Source organism: Streptomyces sp. NPDC004838 (assembly GCF_053600955.1).
The window spans coordinates 40,197-59,017 of sequence record NZ_JBSGAW010000006.1 but is presented as its reverse complement, the minus strand read 5'-3'; the positions used below and the strand labels follow the sequence as shown (position 1 = coordinate 59,017).

At 73.5% G+C, this 18,821-nt stretch carries 14 protein-coding genes; 12 read left to right on the top strand and 2 right to left on the bottom strand.

Annotation, left to right across the window (positions count from 1 at the left end; all coding sequences use genetic code 11):
* Positions 1–266: 266 nt before the first annotated feature.
* Positions 267–878, top strand: a complete 612-nt coding sequence (locus tag ACWEFL_RS09105) for a TetR/AcrR family transcriptional regulator (protein ID WP_451709616.1) — start codon at positions 267–269, stop codon at positions 876–878.
* Between the two features lie 176 nt (positions 879–1,054).
* On the opposite strand, the gene ACWEFL_RS09100 is transcribed toward ACWEFL_RS09105, so the two are convergent.
* Together ACWEFL_RS09100 and ACWEFL_RS09095 are read right to left on the bottom strand one after the other, a co-directional pair.
* On the bottom strand, positions 1,055–3,610 hold the full coding sequence (locus ACWEFL_RS09100) for an aldehyde dehydrogenase family protein (RefSeq protein WP_451709613.1): 2,556 nt from the start codon (positions 3,608–3,610) through the stop codon (positions 1,055–1,057).
* Between the two features lie 418 nt (positions 3,611–4,028).
* Positions 4,029–5,228 (bottom strand): hypothetical protein, encoded by a 1,200-nt coding sequence (locus ACWEFL_RS09095; RefSeq protein ID WP_451709610.1) that lies wholly within the window; start codon positions 5,226–5,228, stop codon positions 4,029–4,031.
* A gap of 85 nt (positions 5,229–5,313) precedes the next feature.
* On the opposite strand from ACWEFL_RS09095, the gene ACWEFL_RS09090 reads away from it, so the two are divergent.
* The 11 genes from ACWEFL_RS09090 (at position 5,314) to ACWEFL_RS09040 (ending at position 18,149) form a co-directional block, all read left to right on the top strand.
* Positions 5,314–6,291: an ABC transporter substrate-binding protein gene (locus tag ACWEFL_RS09090; RefSeq protein WP_451709607.1), complete on the top strand. Its 978-nt coding sequence runs from the start codon at positions 5,314–5,316 to the stop codon at positions 6,289–6,291.
* A gap of 74 nt (positions 6,292–6,365) precedes the next feature.
* Positions 6,366–7,538, top strand: a complete 1,173-nt coding sequence (locus ACWEFL_RS09085) for a FecCD family ABC transporter permease (protein WP_451709604.1) — start codon at positions 6,366–6,368, stop codon at positions 7,536–7,538.
* Complete coding sequence (locus tag ACWEFL_RS09080; protein WP_451709601.1) at positions 7,535–8,542, top strand: FecCD family ABC transporter permease; 1,008 nt, start codon at positions 7,535–7,537, stop codon at positions 8,540–8,542. The genes ACWEFL_RS09085 and ACWEFL_RS09080 overlap by 4 nt, the downstream gene beginning before the upstream one ends.
* A 19-nt stretch (positions 8,543–8,561) precedes the next feature.
* Positions 8,562–9,383, top strand: coding sequence for an ABC transporter ATP-binding protein (locus tag ACWEFL_RS09075; protein WP_451709598.1), 822 nt, complete (start codon positions 8,562–8,564; stop codon positions 9,381–9,383).
* A 57-nt stretch (positions 9,384–9,440) separates the two neighbouring features.
* On the top strand, positions 9,441–9,554 hold the full coding sequence (gene amiA, locus ACWEFL_RS09070) for a streptamidine family RiPP (RefSeq protein WP_243900507.1): 114 nt from the start codon (positions 9,441–9,443) through the stop codon (positions 9,552–9,554).
* 90 nt (positions 9,555–9,644) lie between these two features.
* Entirely contained in the window at positions 9,645–10,529 is an 885-nt protein-coding gene (locus ACWEFL_RS09065; protein WP_451709595.1) for a hypothetical protein, read from the top strand.
* Complete coding sequence (locus ACWEFL_RS09060) at positions 10,526–12,025, top strand: CocE/NonD family hydrolase (protein WP_451709593.1); 1,500 nt, start codon at positions 10,526–10,528, stop codon at positions 12,023–12,025. The genes ACWEFL_RS09065 and ACWEFL_RS09060 overlap by 4 nt, the downstream gene beginning before the upstream one ends.
* On the top strand, positions 12,022–13,401 hold the full coding sequence (locus ACWEFL_RS09055) for a YcaO-like family protein (RefSeq protein ID WP_451709590.1): 1,380 nt from the start codon (positions 12,022–12,024) through the stop codon (positions 13,399–13,401). Before ACWEFL_RS09060 ends, ACWEFL_RS09055 begins: the two co-directional genes overlap by 4 nt.
* Before the next feature lie 10 nt (positions 13,402–13,411).
* Complete coding sequence (locus ACWEFL_RS09050; protein ID WP_451709588.1) at positions 13,412–14,659, top strand: SagB/ThcOx family dehydrogenase; 1,248 nt, start codon at positions 13,412–13,414, stop codon at positions 14,657–14,659.
* Complete coding sequence (locus ACWEFL_RS09045) at positions 14,656–16,395, top strand: ABC transporter ATP-binding protein/permease (RefSeq protein ID WP_451709585.1); 1,740 nt, start codon at positions 14,656–14,658, stop codon at positions 16,393–16,395. The genes ACWEFL_RS09050 and ACWEFL_RS09045 overlap by 4 nt, the downstream gene beginning before the upstream one ends.
* Positions 16,392–18,149 carry an ABC transporter ATP-binding protein gene (locus ACWEFL_RS09040; protein ID WP_451709582.1) on the top strand — a complete coding sequence of 586 codons (1,758 nt, stop codon included), beginning with the start codon at positions 16,392–16,394 and terminating at the stop codon, positions 18,147–18,149. Before ACWEFL_RS09045 ends, ACWEFL_RS09040 begins: the two co-directional genes overlap by 4 nt.
* Positions 18,150–18,821 lie beyond the last annotated feature (672 nt).

Here is an 18,821-nt window from a genome sequence, read left to right as displayed (position 1 = left end):
CGAACGTTAGCTAAGTGATGTGTGCGCCACAAGGGGTCCGGCCGGAGAAGCCCTGATCGAAGGGTAATAAGGGGCATAACGCCCAGCCTATTCGCCTCGACCACTAGCCCTAGTGATCGTTCGTTCTGTATCGGGCTCCTGATCGGAGCAATCACGGGACCGGTGCCGCTAGGATGTCGCTGCCGACCGTATGAGTGTGCAGATCATGCTGTTCGAACGTTCAGTCGCCGCGAGCGGGTCGGCGGACCGCAGGAGATCGGAGAAGGATGCCCAGTCGACCAGCCGGCCACAAAGCCATCATCGAGGCTGCGCGTGCCGAGTTCTCCGAGCAGGGGTACGGAGCGACATCGATCCGGGACATCGCCCAGCGGGCCGGCGTCAGTCTGTCCGCCCTCTACTACTACTACAAGGGGAAGCAGGACCTGCTCGTCGCCATCCTCGACGAGGGGCTCGACGCCTACTTCAGCGCCTGTGACGCCGCGCTCGAAGCCGCCGGCGAGGATCCGGCCGAGCGCCTGGAGGCGCTGGTCGCCGCGACCGTGCGGTTCCGGACCGGACATCCGGTCAAGAGCAGCATCGTGCTCACGGAGGGGCGCAGCCTGGAGCCGGAGCATCTCGCGCGCTACCGCGAGAACGAGGCGCGCGGCTCGTCGCAGTTCCGTGAGGTCGTCGATCAGGGCGTCAAGGAGGGGATCTTCCTCACGCCCTATCCCGACGACGCGCGCCGCGCCGTGATCGCGATGTGCAACGCGATCGCCCAGTGGTACCGGCCGGACGGCCCGCTCACCGTGGACGAACTGGTGGAACGGTACGTCTCCCTCGCGCTGACCGTCGTCGAGTACCGGCCGCGCACGGCCCGCCGCCCCGTACGGGGCTGACGCGCGACGCCCGTCCCGCGCACGCCCCCGGCCCGGTGCGGGCCGGAGGCGTCTGCGTTCGTCCGGGCCCGGTTCGGGAGCACGGCTGTGCCGGGCACGGCGGTGCTCCCGAACCGCGCCCGGCGAGCGGGCTCGCGCGGAGCACCGCGTGCGCCGTGCGAACCCGCCGGGGCGGCTCAGCCGATGGTGAGGACCGTCCGCAGGGCCTCGCCCGTGTGCATCTGGCGCACCGCCTCGTTCGCCTCCGCCAGCGGCACCCGGTGGGTGATCATCTTCTCCAGGTCGATCTCACCGGCCCGCCACAGCTCGATGATCTGCGCGAAGTTCTTCAGGACGTCCGTCCCGCCGTAGAACGACGGCAGCAGCTTCTTCTCGTGCATGACCAGCTCGGAGAGGTTGATCCGGGGGAACTCCGTCTTGGCGCCCACTCCGACCAGGCACAGCGTGCCGCCGCGGCGGGTCGCGTCGTACGCCGTGCGGACCGTGGCGGGCTTGCCGACCGCCTCGAAGACGTAGTCGAAGCCCTCGCCGCCGGTCAGCTCCGCGGTCAGCTTCGCGAACTCCTCGGGGGAGGCGGAGTGGGTCGCGCCGAGCTCCCGGGCCCAGTCGCGGCGCCCGGCGACCGGGTCGACGGCCACGATGGTGGTCGCGCCCGCGACCTTGGCGCCCTGGACGACGCTGATGCCGACGCCGCCGCAGCCGATGACCGCGACCCGCGAGCCGGGCTTCACCTCGGCGGTGTGGAGCGCGGCGCCGATCCCCGTGGTGACACCGCAGCCGATCAGCGCGCCGATCTCGAACGGGACGTCGTCGGGCAGCGGTACGGCCGCGTTGCCCGACACCACGATCTCCTCGGCGAACGTACCGGTGCCGATGAAACCGAAGACCGGCTCGCCGCCGGAGGCGAAGACCGGGGTGGTGACGGAGGCCATGCCGCTCAGACAGAGGTTGCCCTCGCCGCGCTTGCAGGAGCCGCACTGCCCGCAGGGCGGCATCCAACAGACGACGACCCGGTCTCCGGGCGAGACGTGTGTGACACCCTCGCCGACCTCGGCGATCACGCCCGCTCCCTCGTGTCCCGGCACGAACGGCGTCGGCAGGGCGAGGGTGCCGTTCATCCCGGAGACGTCGGAGTGGCACAGGCTCGCCGCGCGCATCCTGATGCGCACCAGCCCGGGGCCCACCGGTCGGGTCGTCACGTCCTCGCGGACGTCGAGCGTCTCGTCGCCGGTCTGCTGGAGAATCGCCGCGCGCATGGTGTTCCTCTTCGTCTGGGGGATCTTCGTGCTCTGAGGAAGGTAGACGGCCTTCGGCTCCAGATACGACCGCAGACCCTCCACACCGAACTCGCGCCCGACGCCCGACTTCTTGAAGCCGCCGAAGGGGCCGAGGAAGTCGACCCGAAGGGTGTTGACGCTCAGGGTTCCGGTGCGGATCCGGCGGGCGACGTCGAGGCCGTGCTCGGTGTCCCCGGCCCAGACCGCGCCGCTCAGGCCGAAGTCGGAGTCGTTGGCGATCCGGACCGCGTCGTCCTCGTCCTGGTAGCGGATGAGGACGACGACCGGGCCGAAGACCTCCTCGCGGGCGATCCGCATGTCGTTGCCGACATCGCCGAAGAGCGTCGGCTCGACGTACCAGCCCTTCTTCCGCGTCTCCGGGACGCCGCCGCCCGTCAGGAGCGTGGCGCCCTCCTCGCGGGCGATGCGGATGTACTCCAGGCTGCGCTCCTGCTGGCGCTTGGTGACCAGCGGCCCCACCTGGGTCCCCGGGTCGAGGGGGTCACCGACCTTCAGCGCGGACACGGCGGCGGTGAGCGCGGCGGAGATCTCGTCGTACCGGCTGTCCGGAACCAGGATGCGGGTGAGGGCGATGCACGCCTGCCCGTTGTTCATGTAGGAGCCGGCCATCAGCGCCGGCACCACCTGGGTCAGGTCGGCGTCCTCCAGGATGACGGCCGCCGACTTGCCGCCGAGTTCCAGCGTCACCCGGTGCAGGTTCTCCGCCGCGCTCGCCATGACCTTCTGGCCGGCCGCGACGGAGCCCGTGAAGGCGACCTTGTCCACGTCCGGGTGGGCCACCAGGTAGGAGCTGGTCTCGCGGTCGGCCGGCAGGACGTTCAGGACCCCGGCCGGGAGCCCCGCCGCCTCGGCGACCTCGGCGAGCACGAAGGCGTCGAGCGGGGTCTCGGGGGAAGCCTTCAGAACCACGGTGCAGCCGCTGACCAGGGCGGGCGCGACCTTGGTCGCGGTGACGAACTGGGGAACGTTCCAGGGCACCACGGCGGCGACCACACCGACCGGCTCGTTGCGTACGAGCAGCGGGCCGCCCATGCCGTGGCGCCACTCCTCGAAGGGGAACTCGCGGGCGACCCCGGCCGTCGTGCCGTAGACGGCGATCGCGCTCATCACCTGGCCGGTGGCCGCCCAGGTGATCGGCGAGCCGTTCTGCGACGAGATCAGCGCGGCCAGCCGGGGGGCGCGCGCGGCGAGGCCGTCCTTCATACGCAGGACGATCTCGATGCGCTCGTCGACGGACATCCGCGGCCACGGCCCGTGGTCGAACGCCTCGCGGGCGGCGGCCACCGCCGCGTCCACGTCGGCCGGACCGGCGTGCGGGACGCGGCCGATGACCTCCTCCGTGTGGGGAGACACCACGGTGATGGTGTCTCCGCCCGCTGGGGCGACCCAGCGTCCCCCGATGAACAAACGGTCGTGCTCGATGACATCGGCCATCTCTGTGTACTCCAGAGGACTCGTCGTGACTCTGTGGATACGGGACGGTGCGGGCCGGTGCGCCCAGGGAGACACCGCCCGTCGCCGCGCCCCACGGCGGGCAAAATTTAACGATCGTTCGATACCTATGGGTTGCACGCAATCATGACCGTCCGGTCATGTCAACGGTTGCGGCATGGCGAAGGCGGAACGGTCGCCTGCGGGCAGCGCCCGGTGTGCCCGGTGACGTGGGCCCTGGCGCGTGAGCTGGAGGGGCGCGCGGGTGTCGAAAGGGAGAGCGTGCGGAGGCCGCGAGGAACGAGCGGTCGAGCACGGTCGACCGTCGACACACGCTGAAAGCGCCCCGTGGGGGTCCCCCCGGACGGAGTCTGGGGGAGAACCGAGCCGCAAAAGAAGGGCGCTGGTCGGTCCGCGCCCGTCAGCGGCCCACGGGATCGCCGTCGGCTCCGTCGTTCCTGTTGAGCAGCATCAGATGGCCGCCGTGATGCACCGGCGTTTCCAGACGCAGGCGGGTCGCCTCCTGGCCCGTCTCCGCGTGGACGAGATGAACTTCGCCGTGACCGCCGCGGGTGACGGCCACCCAGTCGGAGCCCGGCGAGGCGGCTACCGCCCGGCGCTGGACGCCCTCCCAGGGGGTGCCGCCGCGCCTCGGTGCGCCGTCCATGGCGGGCAGGGGGACGCGCCGAAGGGTGTCGTCGGCGCGCAGCAGAACCAGTTCGTCGCCGTCGGGGTGGATGCGGGTGAAGGCGGTGTGGCTCCGGGCGAGAGCCAGTCGGAAGACCAGTCCGGGTCCGAGTTCGGTGAGGAGCGTGCGGCCCGTCTCCAGGTCATGGCGCCATGCCTGATTGGTCCAGTCCGGCCATCGCAGCGGATCGGGAGCGCCGCCGCGCAGCGTGGACCAGAGCGCACGCCGGCGGGTGTCGAGGCGGAGATACCAGCCGCGGGCGGGCGATTCCCATGGGATCACCGTCCCGGCCACGAGTGTGTCACCCTCCCTCCGGGCCGAGTGCACTCCCGTGCTCGTGGCCGCGAACACCTGCCCCGATCCGGGGTCCTGTGCGTCACCGTGCCCGTCGTCCGGCAGCGGCAGCAGTGCGTGAGGCGTGACCACGGGACAGCCGGGCGGAACCGCGAGGAGGTCCGCGAACCGGTGGACGGTCAGCGCGCCGGGTTCTCTGTGCCGCAGCACGACGAGAGGATCGTCGCCGCCCAGCACCGTCACGCCCGGTTCGCCGAGGCGTGTGCGTACCCGAGCCGCCTCTTCGGTGGCCAGGTCGACGACCGTCAGCAGATCCGACCACGGCTCGGTGTTCTTGCCGAGGCCGGTCGTGACGGTCAGTCGGCGGCCGGACGGATCGCAGGCGAGATGTTCGGCCGGCACGGCGACCGGGACCGTGAGTTCCACGAGTTCGTCGCCGAAGGGGTCGAGCACCAGGAGTTCTCCCCGGCGGTCGTCGACACAGGCCACCCGTCCTCCCGGTAGCGCCAGGAACCCCGCGTGCTCGGAGAGATGGCGTCCGGTCAGGCGTCCTGTGACGGTGCAGTCCGGCACGGACAGCACGTACACGGACCCGTCCACGTGGTCGGAGACGAGGAGCGCGGAAGCGGCAGCGGCCATGAGGTCCTCCAGGACTGTCTAATGAAAACGATTATCATGTATGTTCTGTGCGTTCCAGGTTTCCGGAGAAGAAGCGAGAACATCGATGCTGCGCGCACCGTCGAGATCCGTCCGTACATGGCTCACCGCGATGGTGGTGGGTTCCGTCCTGGTCGGCTGCGGCTCGTCCTCCGGCGAGTCCGTGAGCGACAAGGCCGGGCCCACCGCGAAGACCGAGGTCACCGTTGAACCCATCAAGGCGGCCACGGAGTTGACCGACGTGAAGGGTGCCAAGGTGTTCTTGGAGAAGAAACCGGAGCGCATCGTCTGCCTCTTCGCGCTCTGCGACGACATCCTGACCGAACTCGGCATCGTCCCGACGGCCACCAACAGCGCACTGCTCGGCCACCCCCGCTTCCTCGGGGAGGCCAAGGCCAAGGAAGTCGACGTCATCCCCGGCGGATTCATCGCCCCGGAAGTCGAGGCGATCCTCTCCCACAAGCCGGACCTCGTGATCGGCCTGGGGGACACCCACGGCAAGCTCGCCCCCGCGCTGAAGGGCGCGACCACGTTCTGGGCCATGCAGCCCGAGACGTGGGAGGACAGTGTGGGCTACCTGCGTGACGCCGCCGCCCTCACCGGTCGCACCGCCGAGGGGGAGAAGGCCGAGCGGACCTTCCGGGCCAAGCTCGCCAAGGCGGAGAAGGCCCCCAGTGACAAGACCGCCCTGATCATCTACGGCAGCGACGAGAACTTCGGCGTCGCCACTCCGGAGGGCGACGTGACGGCCAGTCTGTTCCCCAAGATCGCCGGCTACCCGTGGAAGTCCCGGGGCGTGGAGGGCAGTTACAGCCTTGAGGAGATCCTCGCCCAGGGAGTCGACGTGCTGTTCGTCGAGACGATGAGCTTCGGTGACGCGGACGGCAAGCTCTCGGGCAAGCTGGCGAAGAACCCCCTGTGGAGCAGGATTCCGGCGGTGAAGAACGGCGATGTCCACGAGGTGAACTCGGAGGTGTGGGCCAAGGGGCGCGGTACCCGTTCGCTGGGGCTCGTCCTCGACGAGGCCACGGCCGCGCTGCGGTGAGGACGCGCTTCTCGGCACCCGCCGCGGCAGACCGGACGGGGGCCGGGGCCCGGCGGTCCTCACCACGCGCACGGGTGTGGCAACCCCTTCTGGTGATCGCGGTGCTGACCACCGCGTCGGTATGCGCCCTGTGCCTCGGTACCCCCTACGTCCCACCGCACCGGCTCGCGGGTGCGGTACTGGACGGGGACGGCACGCTCGCCGGGATCGTCGTCACCGAACTCCGTCTCCCGCGGCTGGTGTTGGGGCTGATCGCCGGAGCCTGTCTGGGCGCGGCGGGGCTCGTGCTCCAGGAGGCGCTGCGCAACCCCCTGGCGGTGCCGGAGATGCTGGGCGTCTCGTCCGGGGCCGTGCTGGGGGTTGCCGCGCCGCTGGTGCTGACCTTGTCACTGCCCGCCGCGGTCGAGCCCCTGCTCGCCCTCGGCGGGGCCGCGCTCGGCGGCGGGCTGACCCTGCTCGCCGCCGGGCTGGGACGCAGCCCGTCCGCGGTGCTGCTGACCGGCGCGGCGGTCTCGGCGGCCCTGCAAGCGGCGCTGCTCGTCCTGATGGTCATGGCGGACCAGCTCGACCTCCAGCTCATCTACCGCTACCTGCTGGGGTCCCTTTCCGCCCGGACCTGGGACGACGTCGCAGGGCTGTGGCCGTGGCTGCTCGTCGCGGCCCCCGCGCTCGTGCTGTGTGCGCCGGTGCTCTCGGTGATGCGGCTGGGCGACGAGGACGCCGAGGCGCTGGGCGTGCGCGCCCAGCGGGCACGGCTGGCGGCGCTGGCCATCGCCGTCGTGCTGATCGCGCCGGTCACGGCCGTCTGCGGGCCCGTCGCGTGGGTGGGGTTCCTCGCCCCGCACCTGGCCCGATGGTTCAGTCCCGCGTCGGGTGCGGTGCGCTGGCTTCCGTGGTCCGCCGCGTGGGGCGCCGTCGTCGTGACGGCCGCCGATGTCCCGGCCCGGCTGGCGCTGGCACCCGTGGAGACACCGGCCGGTGCCTGGACGGCCCTGCTGGGAGTGCCGGCGGGGATCGCCCTGATGCGGTCGGGCCGCCGCGACCGGACGACCCGGCGCGGGCGGGCGGGTTCGGCCGTCATGCGCGGGCTGCCGCGCGAACCGCGAACGGCAGCCTCCGTATCGGCCGGCGAGATGCCTCACGCCGGAGGGCAGGAGAACGCTCGTCCGCACGGGGCCGGGGCCCGCCGCGTCGGCGGCGCTCCCCCTCCCGCCGTTGAGACGACGGGAACGGAGGACACACGGTGAGCCGGCGATTCACGGCCCTCGCGGCACTGGCCGTCCTCTGCGTGGGGGCGGAACTGGTGACCGGACGCGGTATGTCCCCGGGCGCGGTCTGGGACGTACTGGGCGGGGGCGGAGACACGACGGAACGTCATATCCTCCTTCAACTGCGGCTGCCCCGGATGCTGGTGGCCCTCGGCGCGGGCGCGTCCCTCGCCATGGCCGGGCTGGTCCTGCAGTCCGCGCTGCGCAACCCCCTCGCCGGACCCGAAGTGACGGGCGTGACACCGGGAGCGGTCCTCGGAGCCGTCACCGCGACGGCCCTGGGGTTCGCCGGATGGGACTCGCCCCTGACCGTGGTGCTCGCCGCGTGCGCGGGCGGATGCGCCGGAGCGGCGCTGCTCTGGCTGCTCGCGGGCCGTGGGGGCGGCGACCCGGCCCAGACCGCCGTGCACGGAGTGCTGGTGTCGGCGGTGCTCGGCGGACTCACCGCCATGGTGCTCCTGGTCGAGCCGGGGGAACTCGGCAGCGTCGTCCAGTGGCTGGTGGGCACCACCGAAGGCCGGGTCTGGGAACACTGGCGACTGCTCTGGCCCTGGGCGCTCACCTGGGGGGCCGCGGCCTGGCTGCTCGCCGGCCCCCTGACCCTGCTGCGCTGCGGTGACGACATCGCCCTCGCCGCCGGCCTCAGTGCCCAAAGGGCCCGCACCCTCGCCCTGTTGTGCGCGGTGGCACTGACCGCGGGCGCGGTGGCCGCCGTCGGAGCGCTCGGCTTCGTGGGACTGCTCGTCCCGCACCTGGCCGTGGCCGTCTTCGGCGCGGACCTGCGGACGAGCCTTCCCGGCGCCGCCCTGCTGGGCGCGGTCGTGGTGTGCGGGGCGGATGCCGCGGCGCAGCTGTCCTCGCGGCTCCTGGCCCAGACGCTGGGCTCCGGACGTTTCACGCTTCCGGTCGGGGCGCTCACCGCCTGCCTCGGCGCCGTGCTGCTCCTGGTCGTCGTGCGCCGCGCACCGAGCCGTACGTTCTGAAACCGACGGAGGACCGAGCATGACCCAGTCCATGGGAATACACGTCGAGGGAGTCCATTTCGGCTACCCCGCGCGACCCGTGCTGCGGGGCGTCGACATGACGGTACGGCCGGGCGAACTCACCGCTCTCATCGGCCTCAACGGCTGCGGCAAGTCGACCTTGCTGCGGCTGGCCGCCGGACTGCTCCGGCCGGACCGGGGGAGCGTGCACATCGGCGGCGACGACCTCGCCCGGCTCTCCCGGCGCGCCACGGCGGCCAGAGTGGCGCTGCTGCACCAGTCCGCGCCCGCCGTACCCGGGATGACCGTCCGTCACCTCGTGCGGCAGGGGCGGTACGCGGCACGCGGCCCGCTGGGCATGCTCCGCGAGGGCGACGACCCCGTCGTGCACCGGGCACTGCGTGACGTAGGAGTCGAGCAGTGGGCCGACCGCGACGTCGACGCGCTGTCCGGGGGCGAGCGGCAGCGGGTGCGGCTCGCGATGGCACTCGCCCAGGACACCAGCGTCCTGCTGCTCGACGAGCCGACGACTTATCTGGACCTGCACCACCAGCTCGACGTGCTCCGGACGGTGGTCCGCCTGCGTGAGGAACGCGGGCTCACGGTGGTGATGGTGCTGCACGACCTGGCCCATGCCGCCCGGTTCGCCGAACGCATCGTCGCCCTGCGCGAAGGCCGCGTGGTCGCCGACGGAACACCGAAGGAGGTCGTCACGCCCGGGCTGCTCGCGGACGTACTGAAGGTGGCCGGCCGGGTCGGCACGGACCCCGAGGGCGGCTGGCCGGTGTGTTACCCAGATCACCCCATCCACGCTCTGGAAAATGAAAATCAGTTCCATTAGTGTTCGAGCGCGGCGCTCATCCGAACGTCGCATCTCCCTTGCGAACAAGGAGAGTTCATGGACAACGAGCAGATCTTCGCCCCGATCGCCGACCCGGGTCAGCTGGCCCACGACTCGGCCTCCCACTCCAACGCCCTCGTCGAGAACCCCTTCGAGGACACCGAGGAGTAAGCGAGGGCTCGTCACCCTCGACCGTGGGCCCGCCCGTTGCCTTCCGGGCGGGCCCACGCCCATCCCAACCGTGTCGTCAGGAGGATCGTCGTGTCCCGTAGCCGGCTCCTATCCGGTGTCGAAGTCGTCGCCGTGCCCGGACGGGGTCTCGCCGTCCGCACGACCGAAGGGGAGTTCCTCAGCGTGAGGACGCGAGACGCGGACGAGAGCGCCCTGCTCGCCCTGCTCTCCGGCGCCGACGAAGCCCCGATGGATGAAGCCCCGATGAACGAAGCCCCGATGAACGAGGAACTGCACCGCGTGGTGAGGGCCTTCGAGGAGGCCGGCTACCTGGCGGACGAACCGCGGCGCCCGCGGTGGCCCGCCGCCCGCCGGAGCATCCGCCTCCTCGGCGAACCGGCGCTGACCGGAGCGCTCGCCGTACACCTGACCGCCCTGGGCGCCGAGCCCCGGACGGCACCCGCGGTGACCGCTTCGGACACGCCCCCGGCGGAGATCGGCGACCTGCTCGACGGCGACCCCGCCGCCGTCGTGTGGTGCCTCGACGGACCCGTGCCCGACGGGCTGTGGGAGGCCGCCGACCGGCTGCCCGAGCACGGGGTCGCCTGGCTGCGCTGCCACCGCGAGGGCTGGCAGGCGTACGTCGAACCCCTCGCCGCCGCCCCCGGAGACGTCACCTCGGCACACGTCCGGGCCCGCCGGCTCGCCGCCACCCCTGCCCACCGCGAGCTGGCCGCCTACTGGAACGGACCCCGTACGTCCGGCACACCGGTCCGGCCGACCGTTCCCGCCGCCGCGCTGCTCGCGGCCCTGCTGGCCGACGACCTCGCCCGGTGGGCCCACGACACCGCCGACACCGCCGGCTTCCCGGCACGGCGCCGACTCCGGCACGTGGACCTGCGCACGCTGACCGTCACCGAGCACCCCGTCCTTCCCGTTCCCGCCGTCGCACCGATGCCGAAGAAGAACGGATGACGTCCTTCCATGCGACCGTCGAAGGTCTCGCCACGGACGTACGTCTTCCCGACGGCGGGGGTCCCTTCCCCGCCGTCCTCATCCGTACCCCCTACGACCGCGCCCGGCACCGGGCGGAGGCACACGGCTGGGCCCGACGGGGGTTCGCCGCCGTCGTCCAGGACGTGCGCGGCCGGTTCGCCTCGCGGGGGAAGTGGCATCCGTACGAGGGAGAGGCCGCCGACGGGGCGGCGACGGCGCGCTGGATCCGGCGCCGGCCGTGGAGTGACGGGAGGTACGTCGCCGTCGGCGCCTCCTACGCCGCCCACTGCGCACTCGTCCTCGCCCTCGACACGGACGGAGAGCCGGATGCCCGGCCGGACGCCGTCATCGCCGCCGTGCCCGCACTCGGCCCAGCCGAGACCGCGCGCGAACCCTCCGGCGTGGAGAGGCTGCTGGCCCGCGCCGGGTGGTGGGCCGCCCACGGCGACCGGCGCGACAGTGACGAAGCCGCGCTGGACGACGCCCTCGCCGCGGACCCCGGTCTGCTCACCCACCTGCCGCTCACCGGCCTCCCCGAGCGGCTGGGCCGGGACCTGCCCTCCTGGGCGGGCCTGTGGCGGCACCGCGATCGCGGCCGACTCGCCTCGCGGGCCGCGCACGCCACCATGCCCCTGCTCGCGATCGGCGGCCATCACGACCCCTTCACCGAGGACACGGTCGCGCTGTGGCGCACCTGGGGCGGACCCTCGGCCCGCCTCCTCCTCGGCCCCTGGGGGCACGGTCTCGTCTCCGCGCCCGGACCCGACGCGGGTCCCGCCCACCGGGTGAGCCTCGGCGAGCTGTACGTGCGCTGGGCCCGCCGCGGCCTCGCCGGCGAACTCGCTCCAGGCCGTCACGGCGCGACGGCGCTGGGCGGCGGCGACCTGTGGCTGCCCGCGGGCACCGACGGCGAACCACGCACATGGCGACTGCGGCTGCTGCGCGGCTCCGCCTTCACCGCCGACCCCGACCGCCCCGTCCGCTCCGACGACCTCACCGTGCCCACCCGAGGACTCCCCGACCGTTGCCTGCTGGCCACCACGCCGCTGCCGCAACCGCTCGACGCCGTCGGACCCGTACGGATACGGCTGCGGGCCACCGCCGACACCCCGTCCGCCGACTGGGCCGCCCGTCTCGTCGCCCTCACTCCGGAAGGGACCGCCGAGCGACTCGCCGTCGGCGTCCTGCGGAGGGAACAGCCGGCCGACCCCAAGGGCGGGTTCACCGTCGAACTCGGCCGGATCGCGCGTCGGCTGCGCGCCGGCACACGGCTGCGGGTCGAGATCGCCGGACACCATTTCCCCGCGCACGCCCGCAACCCCCACACCGGGGGCGATCCGGTCACGGCCCGCCGGCTGCTCGCCTCCCGGCGAGAAGTCGACGCGAAGAGCGCGGCGCTGACCCTGCACGTCCTGCCGCATTCCCGCTCCATCGATCCACCCTCCATCGATCCCGCCAAGGAGATCCCGCGATGACGGCGCTGCCGCTGGAAGCTCTCGTCGACCCCGTCTGCGGCATCGTCCGCAGGGTCAACCCCGTTGACCACCCGGCGGGCGCCCCGCCTCGCTACACCGCGCTCACGGCCGAGATATCCGACGCCCGCAGACTCGGCCTGTGGCCCGCCGACCGGGTCTCCCTCGGCACCACCTTCGGCGACCCCGGGCAGGCCCGCGTCGCCGCGATAGCCGAAGGGATCGAGCGGTACTGCGGCAACCGTGTGCCGCCGCCCGGCCACCCCGACGCCCCCCTGCGCGCCACCGCCGCCGAACTGGCGGACAAGGGCCTGCGGCTCTACGGCCCCGACGACCTGCCCGCCTACGCGCCCTGGCAGTACACGCGGGAGAAGTTCCCCTACCGCCGCCTCACCCCCGACACCCCGTCCCTGTGGACGCGCGGCACCGAGCGGCTGCCCGGCGGACGAACGGCGGAGGTGCTGGCGCCGCTCGCCCTCACCCACCTCAACTGGCGCCAGGGCGACCTGCGCGAGCTGCCCCGCACCCACCACCTCAACTACGCCGGCATAGCCACCGGACAGGGACTCGACGACGCCGTCGAGCGCGGCCTGCTGGAGATCGTCGAACGCGATGCCCTGGAACTGTGGTGGCACCTCGACGGACCCGCCCGCGGCATCGACCCGGCCAGTGTGCCCGGCCTCATGGACGACCTGGCCGGATCCGCGCTCGACGTCCACCTCGTCGAGATACCGTCGGAGTTCGCCCCCTGCATGGCCGCGCTCGTCCACGATCCGAACCTCGGCCTGTACGCGGCCGGGTTCGCCTGCAAGTACGACCCCGCCGAGGCCGCCCGCAAGGCGGTACTCGAAGCCGTCCACACCTGGGTCTTCACCCAGGGCCTGACCGGCCCCGACGGCTGGGTCTTCCAGGCAGTCGAGGCGGGCCTGCTCGCCCGCGGGCTCTACCTGGACCACCGTGCCGACGGCCGCTATCTCGACGCGTGCGGCGAACAGTTCGAGCACGTACGGGACCTGGGCGCGCACGTGCAGGTGTGGCTGGACGCACGGATGGCGGTCGAGGCGCGGCGGTTCACCGAACCCGCCCTCGGGACCGTATCCGTCGACGCGGTCGAACCCGGCGGCCGAGAGCGGCTGGAGAGCGCGCTGCACGCGGGCGGCCACCGCGTGATGACGTTCGACCTGACCACCGAGGACGTGGCCGAAACGTCCCTGCGGGTGGCACGGGTCCTCGTCTCCGGGCTCCTCCCCAACGCCCCCGCCGCATTCGGGTACTTCGGCTGCCCGCGGCTCGCCGAAGCAGCCGTCCGACGAGGCTGGCGCGAGGCCGCGCCCGGCGCGCCCGAGGACTTCACCCTGGCGCCTCCGCCGCATATGTAAGGACAGCCCGATGGACGCAGAACACCTCGGTGCGGACGGCCCGGTGGGCGCGGAACGCCTTGGTGCGGACGGCCCGGTGGGCGCGGAACGCCTTGGTGCGGACGGCCCGGTGGGCGCGGAACGCCTTGGTGCGGACGGCCCGGTGGACCTCGCCGCCGCTCTCGCCCGCGCCCGCTCCTCGCAACGTCCCGGCTCCGACACACCCGCGGGGCCGGCCGTCCCGGCCTGGCCGGGGCCGCCGCGCCCGATTCCGGAAGCCGGCCCGGCGGAGCTCGATCTCCGCGCCCTGCTACGACTCTCCCTGGCGACCTCGGACGACTCCGGACGGCTGCGGCCCGCATCGTCCGCCGGTGCGCTGCACCCGGTGGACACCGAACTCGTCGTGGGCGCAGGCTGTTCCCTGCCGCCCGGCCACTACGGCTACGACCCGCTGCGTCACCGTGTCCACCGCCTCGGCCCGCCACCCGACGGCACGCCGCCGGGCGTGACCGCCGAACTCTCCGTCACCGCACGGCGTACGTCCTCCCACTACGGTCACCGCGCCCGGCCGCTGCTGCTGCTCGACACAGGACACGCCGCGGCGGCGCTGTTTCTCGCGGCCCGCGCGCTGGGCGCGGGGGAGCCCGAGCCACGCCTCGACGGCCACGCCGAGACACCCCTCGCCACCGTACGCGTCCCCCCGCCGGGCCAGGCCCACCGGCAGGACGGCCCCTCACGCTCCCGGCCATCGGAACCCGTACCCACCCGCGAGGAACTGCTGGCCCGCCGCAGCGCCCCGCCGCCCCTGGCGGGAACCCCGGCCCCGGACGCGCTGCGGGCGGTCCTCACCACCGCGTCCCGGGCGGGCGGTGGCGACCTGCGGTGGTGCGTCGCCGTCGGCCCCCCACGGCCCGGCCTGATGGAGACGGCCGCCGACGGCACGACACTGCGCCGGTGCGCCGCGGGAGAGGCCCGCCCGACCCTCGCGGCCTGGGCGGCGGGCCAGGCATGGATCGCCGACGCGGGCGCCGTCCTGCTCGCCCGCGGCTGCCCCGCGGACTCCGACGCGCCGCACATCCGCCGCACGCACCTGCGGGCCGGGTTCGCCGTCCATCTCGCCCATGTCACCGCCCGGCGACACGGGCTGGCCGCCCGGCCCGTGGGCTCCTGGCAGCAGGCGGACCTCGGCGCCGCGCTCGGCGCCCCACCCGGCCGGGACTGGATCGTCCACGGACTGGCACTCGGCACCCTCCACGCCGACGAGGAGAACACCACATGATCGTCCACCCCGAGCTGCGCCGCGCCGCCCGACGCTCACAAGGCCCCCTGTTCACCGCCACCCTCCTGCAAGGCGTCGTCACCCTCACCCACCTGGCGCAGGCGGCCCTGCTGGCCTTCGCCCTCGCCGACCTGGCCCGCGGCCAGACGCACCGGCTTCCATGGCTGCTCGCCGCGGCGCTCGCCGTCGTCGCCGCCCGCGCCGGACTCGGCACGTGGCAGCGGCGGACCGCCACCCGCGCCGGGGCCGAGGTCAGGGTGGCACTGCGGGACGAACTCCTCACCCGCCTGGGCCGCCTGGGCCCCGCCCACCTGACGACCGCGCGCGCCGGAGCCGTCCGCACCACCCTCGTCGACGGAGTCGAGGGTGTCGACGCCTACGTCTCCCGCTATCTGCCCCAGCTCCTGATCACCCTGACCGTGCCGCCCCTGGTGCTCGCCGCCTCGGCCTTGGTGGAACCGGCGGCGCTCCTCGGTCTCGTTCCCGCCCTCCTGCTCGCGCTGTTCGGCCCCCGGGCCTGGGACCGCCTGCTCGCCGCCCGCGGCAAGGAGCACTGGGACACGTACGAGGGACTGGGCGCCGACTACCTGGAAGCCCTGCAGGGCATGCCCGCCCTCCGCGCCGCCGGCGCGGTCGGCCGCACCCGCGAACGCCTGGAGAACCGCTCGGCCGCCCTGCATCGCGCGACCGTCGCCAAACTCCGGGTCTCCCTGGTCGACACCGGCATCACCGACCTCGCCATCCAGGGCGGCACCGCCGCGGCGGCGCTCCTCGCCTGCTGGTCGGCCGTCAGCGGATCCACCACGGCTACCGGCACCTACCTGGTACTGCTCCTCGCCTCCGAGTGCTTCCGGCCGGTCCGCGACCTCGCCCGCGAGTGGCACGCCGGATACCTGGGCGTGTCCGCCGCGGACGGGATCGCCGCGCTGCGCACCGCCGAACCCGCCGTCCACGACACCGGAACGGCACCCGCCAACTGGCCGGCACCCCCGGAACTCCGTTTCGAGAACGTCCGGTTCACCTATGCCGGCCGGCCGGAGCCCGCCCTCCACGGCGTCTCCTTCACCGCACCGGCGGGACGCACCACCGCCATCGTCGGCCCGTCCGGAGCCGGAAAGTCCACCCTGCTCGCCCTGCTCCTTCGCCACCACGACCCACAAGAAGGCCGGATCACCCTCGACGGACGCCCCGCCGGCCACTACACCCTCGACACGCTGCGGCAGGGCGTCGCCGTGGTGTCCCAGGACACGTACCTCTTCCACGCCACCATCGCCGACAACCTGCGTCTGGCCCGTCCGGACGCCACGGACGACGATCTGACGGCGGCGGCGCGCGTCGCCGGCGTCCACGACGAGATCGCCGCTCTCCCCGACGGCTACGCCACCGTCCTCGGCGAACGCGGCGCCACGCTGTCCGGCGGACAGCGGCAGCGGCTCGCGCTCGCCCGAGCCCTCCTCGCCGACACCCCGGTGCTCGTCCTCGACGAGGCGACGAGCTCGGTCGACGAACGCCGCGAGGCGGACATCGTGCGCGAACTGCCGGACGCCGCCGGCGAACGCACCGTCCTCGTGATAGCCCACCGGCTCGCCGCCGTCCGCCACGCCGACCACATCGTCGTCCTCGACGAGGGACGAGTGGACGCCATCGGCGACCACTCCGCTCTGATCGAGGCCGGGGGCGTCTACGCGCGACTCGTCGAGGCCGGCCGTACCCACCGAGGAGAACTCGCCGCATGAGCAACACCGTCGACACCGCCACCATCGAGACGGGTGTGCCCGAGCGAGGCTCCCTGCGCGCTCTTCTCCCCGCCCTCGCCGGGCACCGCGCCATGACGGCCCGCACCTGCGCCGCCGCACTCCTCGAACAAGGCTCCCTCGTCGCGCTGGTCACGCTGGCCGCGCACACCGTGGGAACAGCCGTCATCGAGACCAAGGCCCCGTCGTCCGGAACCGTCGCCGCGCTCGTCGCCCTGGTCCTCGTACGGGCCCTGACGACCTGGCGCGAGATGGACCTCTCGCACGACCTCGCCTACAGGGTTCTCGCCGCGCTGCGCGTACGCGTCTTCGACGGGCTCGCCCGCAGCGCGCCCGCCCGGGTCGCCGGCCGGCGCAGCGGGGACCTCGCCACCACCGCCATGGCCGACGTGGAGGCACTGGAGTTCTTCTACGCCCACACCACCGCCCAGCTCCTGGCGGCAGGAACGGTCTTCACCGGGGGCACGGCGGTCCTCGCCACGGTGGAGCCATGGCTCCTCGCCGCCGTACTGCCGGTCGCGGCGCTGCTCGCCGCGGCCCCCTTCGCCGAGGCGCGCGGGCGCGCGGTGCGCGGCGCCCGTACGCGGCACGCCGTCGCCGAGCTGTCGGCCGACACGGTGGAGACCGTCGACGGACTGCGCGAACTGCTCGCCTTCGGCGCCTTCGCCGGACGACGACGCCGACTGGCGGAGCGCGGACGGCGGGTCGGCGACGCCCAGCGTGCCGAGGCCACGTGGGAGGCCGTCGCCGCCGCGGTCCGCGAACTCCTCATCGTGGCGGCGGTTCTCGGCGTGGTCGCCGCGGCGGCGCAGTCCGTGACCTCGGGGCGGCTGCACGGCGCGTGGGCGCCGGCGGCGATGGCCCTGGCCCTGGCCGTCCTCGGCCCCGTCGCGGAGTCCGCCCGCTCCCTGAGTCAGGCCGTGGCCCTGCGCGCCGCCGCCTCCCGCGTCGGTGCGGCCGTCAAGGCTCCCGCGCTCGCCCCGCCGCCCGCCGCGCCCCGCCCGCTTCCCCCCGGCCCGCTGGGTGTCCGCTTGCGCCGGGTGGGGTTCGACTACGGCGGCGATCCCGTCCTCGACGGCGTCGAACTGACCGTCCCCGCGGGGCAGACGCTCGCCCTGGTCGGAGCCTCGGGCGCCGGAAAGTCGACCTGCGCCCACCTCCTGGCCCGCTTCTGGGACCCGTCCGAAGGAGAGGTCCGACTGATACCCGCCGACGGGGTCGCCATCGGCGTACGCGAGCTGGCCGATGCCGAACTCCGGCGTGCCGTCGCGCTGGTGGGCCAGGAGACGCCCCTCTTCCACGGCACCCTCGCCGAGAACCTGCGGCTCGCCGCCCCCGAGGCCGACGGCGACCTCCTCGCCGAGACGGCCCGACTGTGCGGCATCGACCGGATCGCCCCGATGAGCACCCTGGTCGGCGAACGCGGCGCCACGCTCTCCGGAGGCCAGCGGGCTCGTATCGCCCTCGCCCGCGCGCTCCTGGCGCAGCCGCGCGTCCTGATCCTGGACGAGTCGACCGCCCACCTCGACAACGCGAGCGATGCCGAACTCGCCACCGCACTCCGCCGGGAAGGCCGCACCACCATCGTCATCGCCCACCGCCGCGCCACCATCCGCCGGGCCGACCGCATCGCCGTCCTCGAATCCGGACGCATCGCCGAGGAGGGGACCTGGGAGGAGCTCACCGGCCGCCCCGGCAGCGCCCTCAACCGCACCCTCGCCGCCATGCCCTCATGAGGGCGGCCGGACTTGTCGGGGTGACGGCAAGCGGCTCGGCCGCGACGGCCCTCGCCGAACCCTCCGGGGTGGCCAAAGGCACGCTGAGCGGGCTTGAACGGGGCCAGGGCAACCCACCATCGAGACGCCGTTCGCTCTCGCCTACGCGCTGGACGCCACGCCGGCCGACCCGGCCGAGGAGGAGCCGCCCCCCGCCGTCGAGGTGGTCCGGGTCGCCGACCGTCCCCCGATCCCGGGAAACCCTCTGGGCGCGCGCGCCTGCCGCAACGCTCCCGTCACCCCGGAATGACCGTCGAGACCTACGAGCTGCTCTTCCACCCCGGAGCCGATCACCTCGCGAAGGCGCACCGCCCCGGCACCCGCGAGCACACGTGCGTGATCCGCGGCCGTGCCGACACCGGACCCCGGGAGGCGGCCGTCGGTCTCGGGCCCGGGGACCACGCCGGCTTCCCGGCCGACACGCCGCGGGTGTACCGGAGCCGCGCCGCATCACGCGCCCTGCTCATCATGACGGTCCCGAAGTCGGTCCCGTCCCGCCGAACTCGACGGAGCCGGGGACGTCGGCCGCCTCGGCGGCGGGGCCGGCCATGCGCGGGAGCACCCGTGGCCGTGAGTCGGTGAGGTGTCCCCGGGCAGGCGCAGGTGGGCGCGGAGCGGGGCGGGCGTCGGCCC

What these genes read in the sequence shown, in the direction of transcription:
- ACWEFL_RS09105 (WP_451709616.1), top strand. Translation starts at nt 267, where the DNA reads ATGCCCAGTCGACCAGCCGGCCACAAAGCCATCATCGAGGCTGCGCGT.
- ACWEFL_RS09100 (WP_451709613.1), bottom strand. Translation starts at nt 3,610, where the DNA reads ATGGCCGATGTCATCGAGCACGACCGTTTGTTCATCGGGGGACGCTGG.
- ACWEFL_RS09095 (WP_451709610.1), bottom strand. Translation starts at nt 5,228, where the DNA reads ATGGCCGCTGCCGCTTCCGCGCTCCTCGTCTCCGACCACGTGGACGGG.
- ACWEFL_RS09090 (WP_451709607.1), top strand. Translation starts at nt 5,314, where the DNA reads ATGCTGCGCGCACCGTCGAGATCCGTCCGTACATGGCTCACCGCGATG.
- ACWEFL_RS09075 (WP_451709598.1), top strand. Translation starts at nt 8,562, where the DNA reads ATGACCCAGTCCATGGGAATACACGTCGAGGGAGTCCATTTCGGCTAC.
- amiA (WP_243900507.1), top strand. Translation starts at nt 9,441, where the DNA reads ATGGACAACGAGCAGATCTTCGCCCCGATCGCCGACCCGGGTCAGCTG.
- ACWEFL_RS09060 (WP_451709593.1), top strand. Translation starts at nt 10,526, where the DNA reads ATGACGTCCTTCCATGCGACCGTCGAAGGTCTCGCCACGGACGTACGT.
- ACWEFL_RS09055 (WP_451709590.1), top strand. Translation starts at nt 12,022, where the DNA reads ATGACGGCGCTGCCGCTGGAAGCTCTCGTCGACCCCGTCTGCGGCATC.
- ACWEFL_RS09050 (WP_451709588.1), top strand. Translation starts at nt 13,412, where the DNA reads ATGGACGCAGAACACCTCGGTGCGGACGGCCCGGTGGGCGCGGAACGC.
- ACWEFL_RS09045 (WP_451709585.1), top strand. Translation starts at nt 14,656, where the DNA reads ATGATCGTCCACCCCGAGCTGCGCCGCGCCGCCCGACGCTCACAAGGC.
- ACWEFL_RS09040 (WP_451709582.1), top strand. Translation starts at nt 16,392, where the DNA reads ATGAGCAACACCGTCGACACCGCCACCATCGAGACGGGTGTGCCCGAG.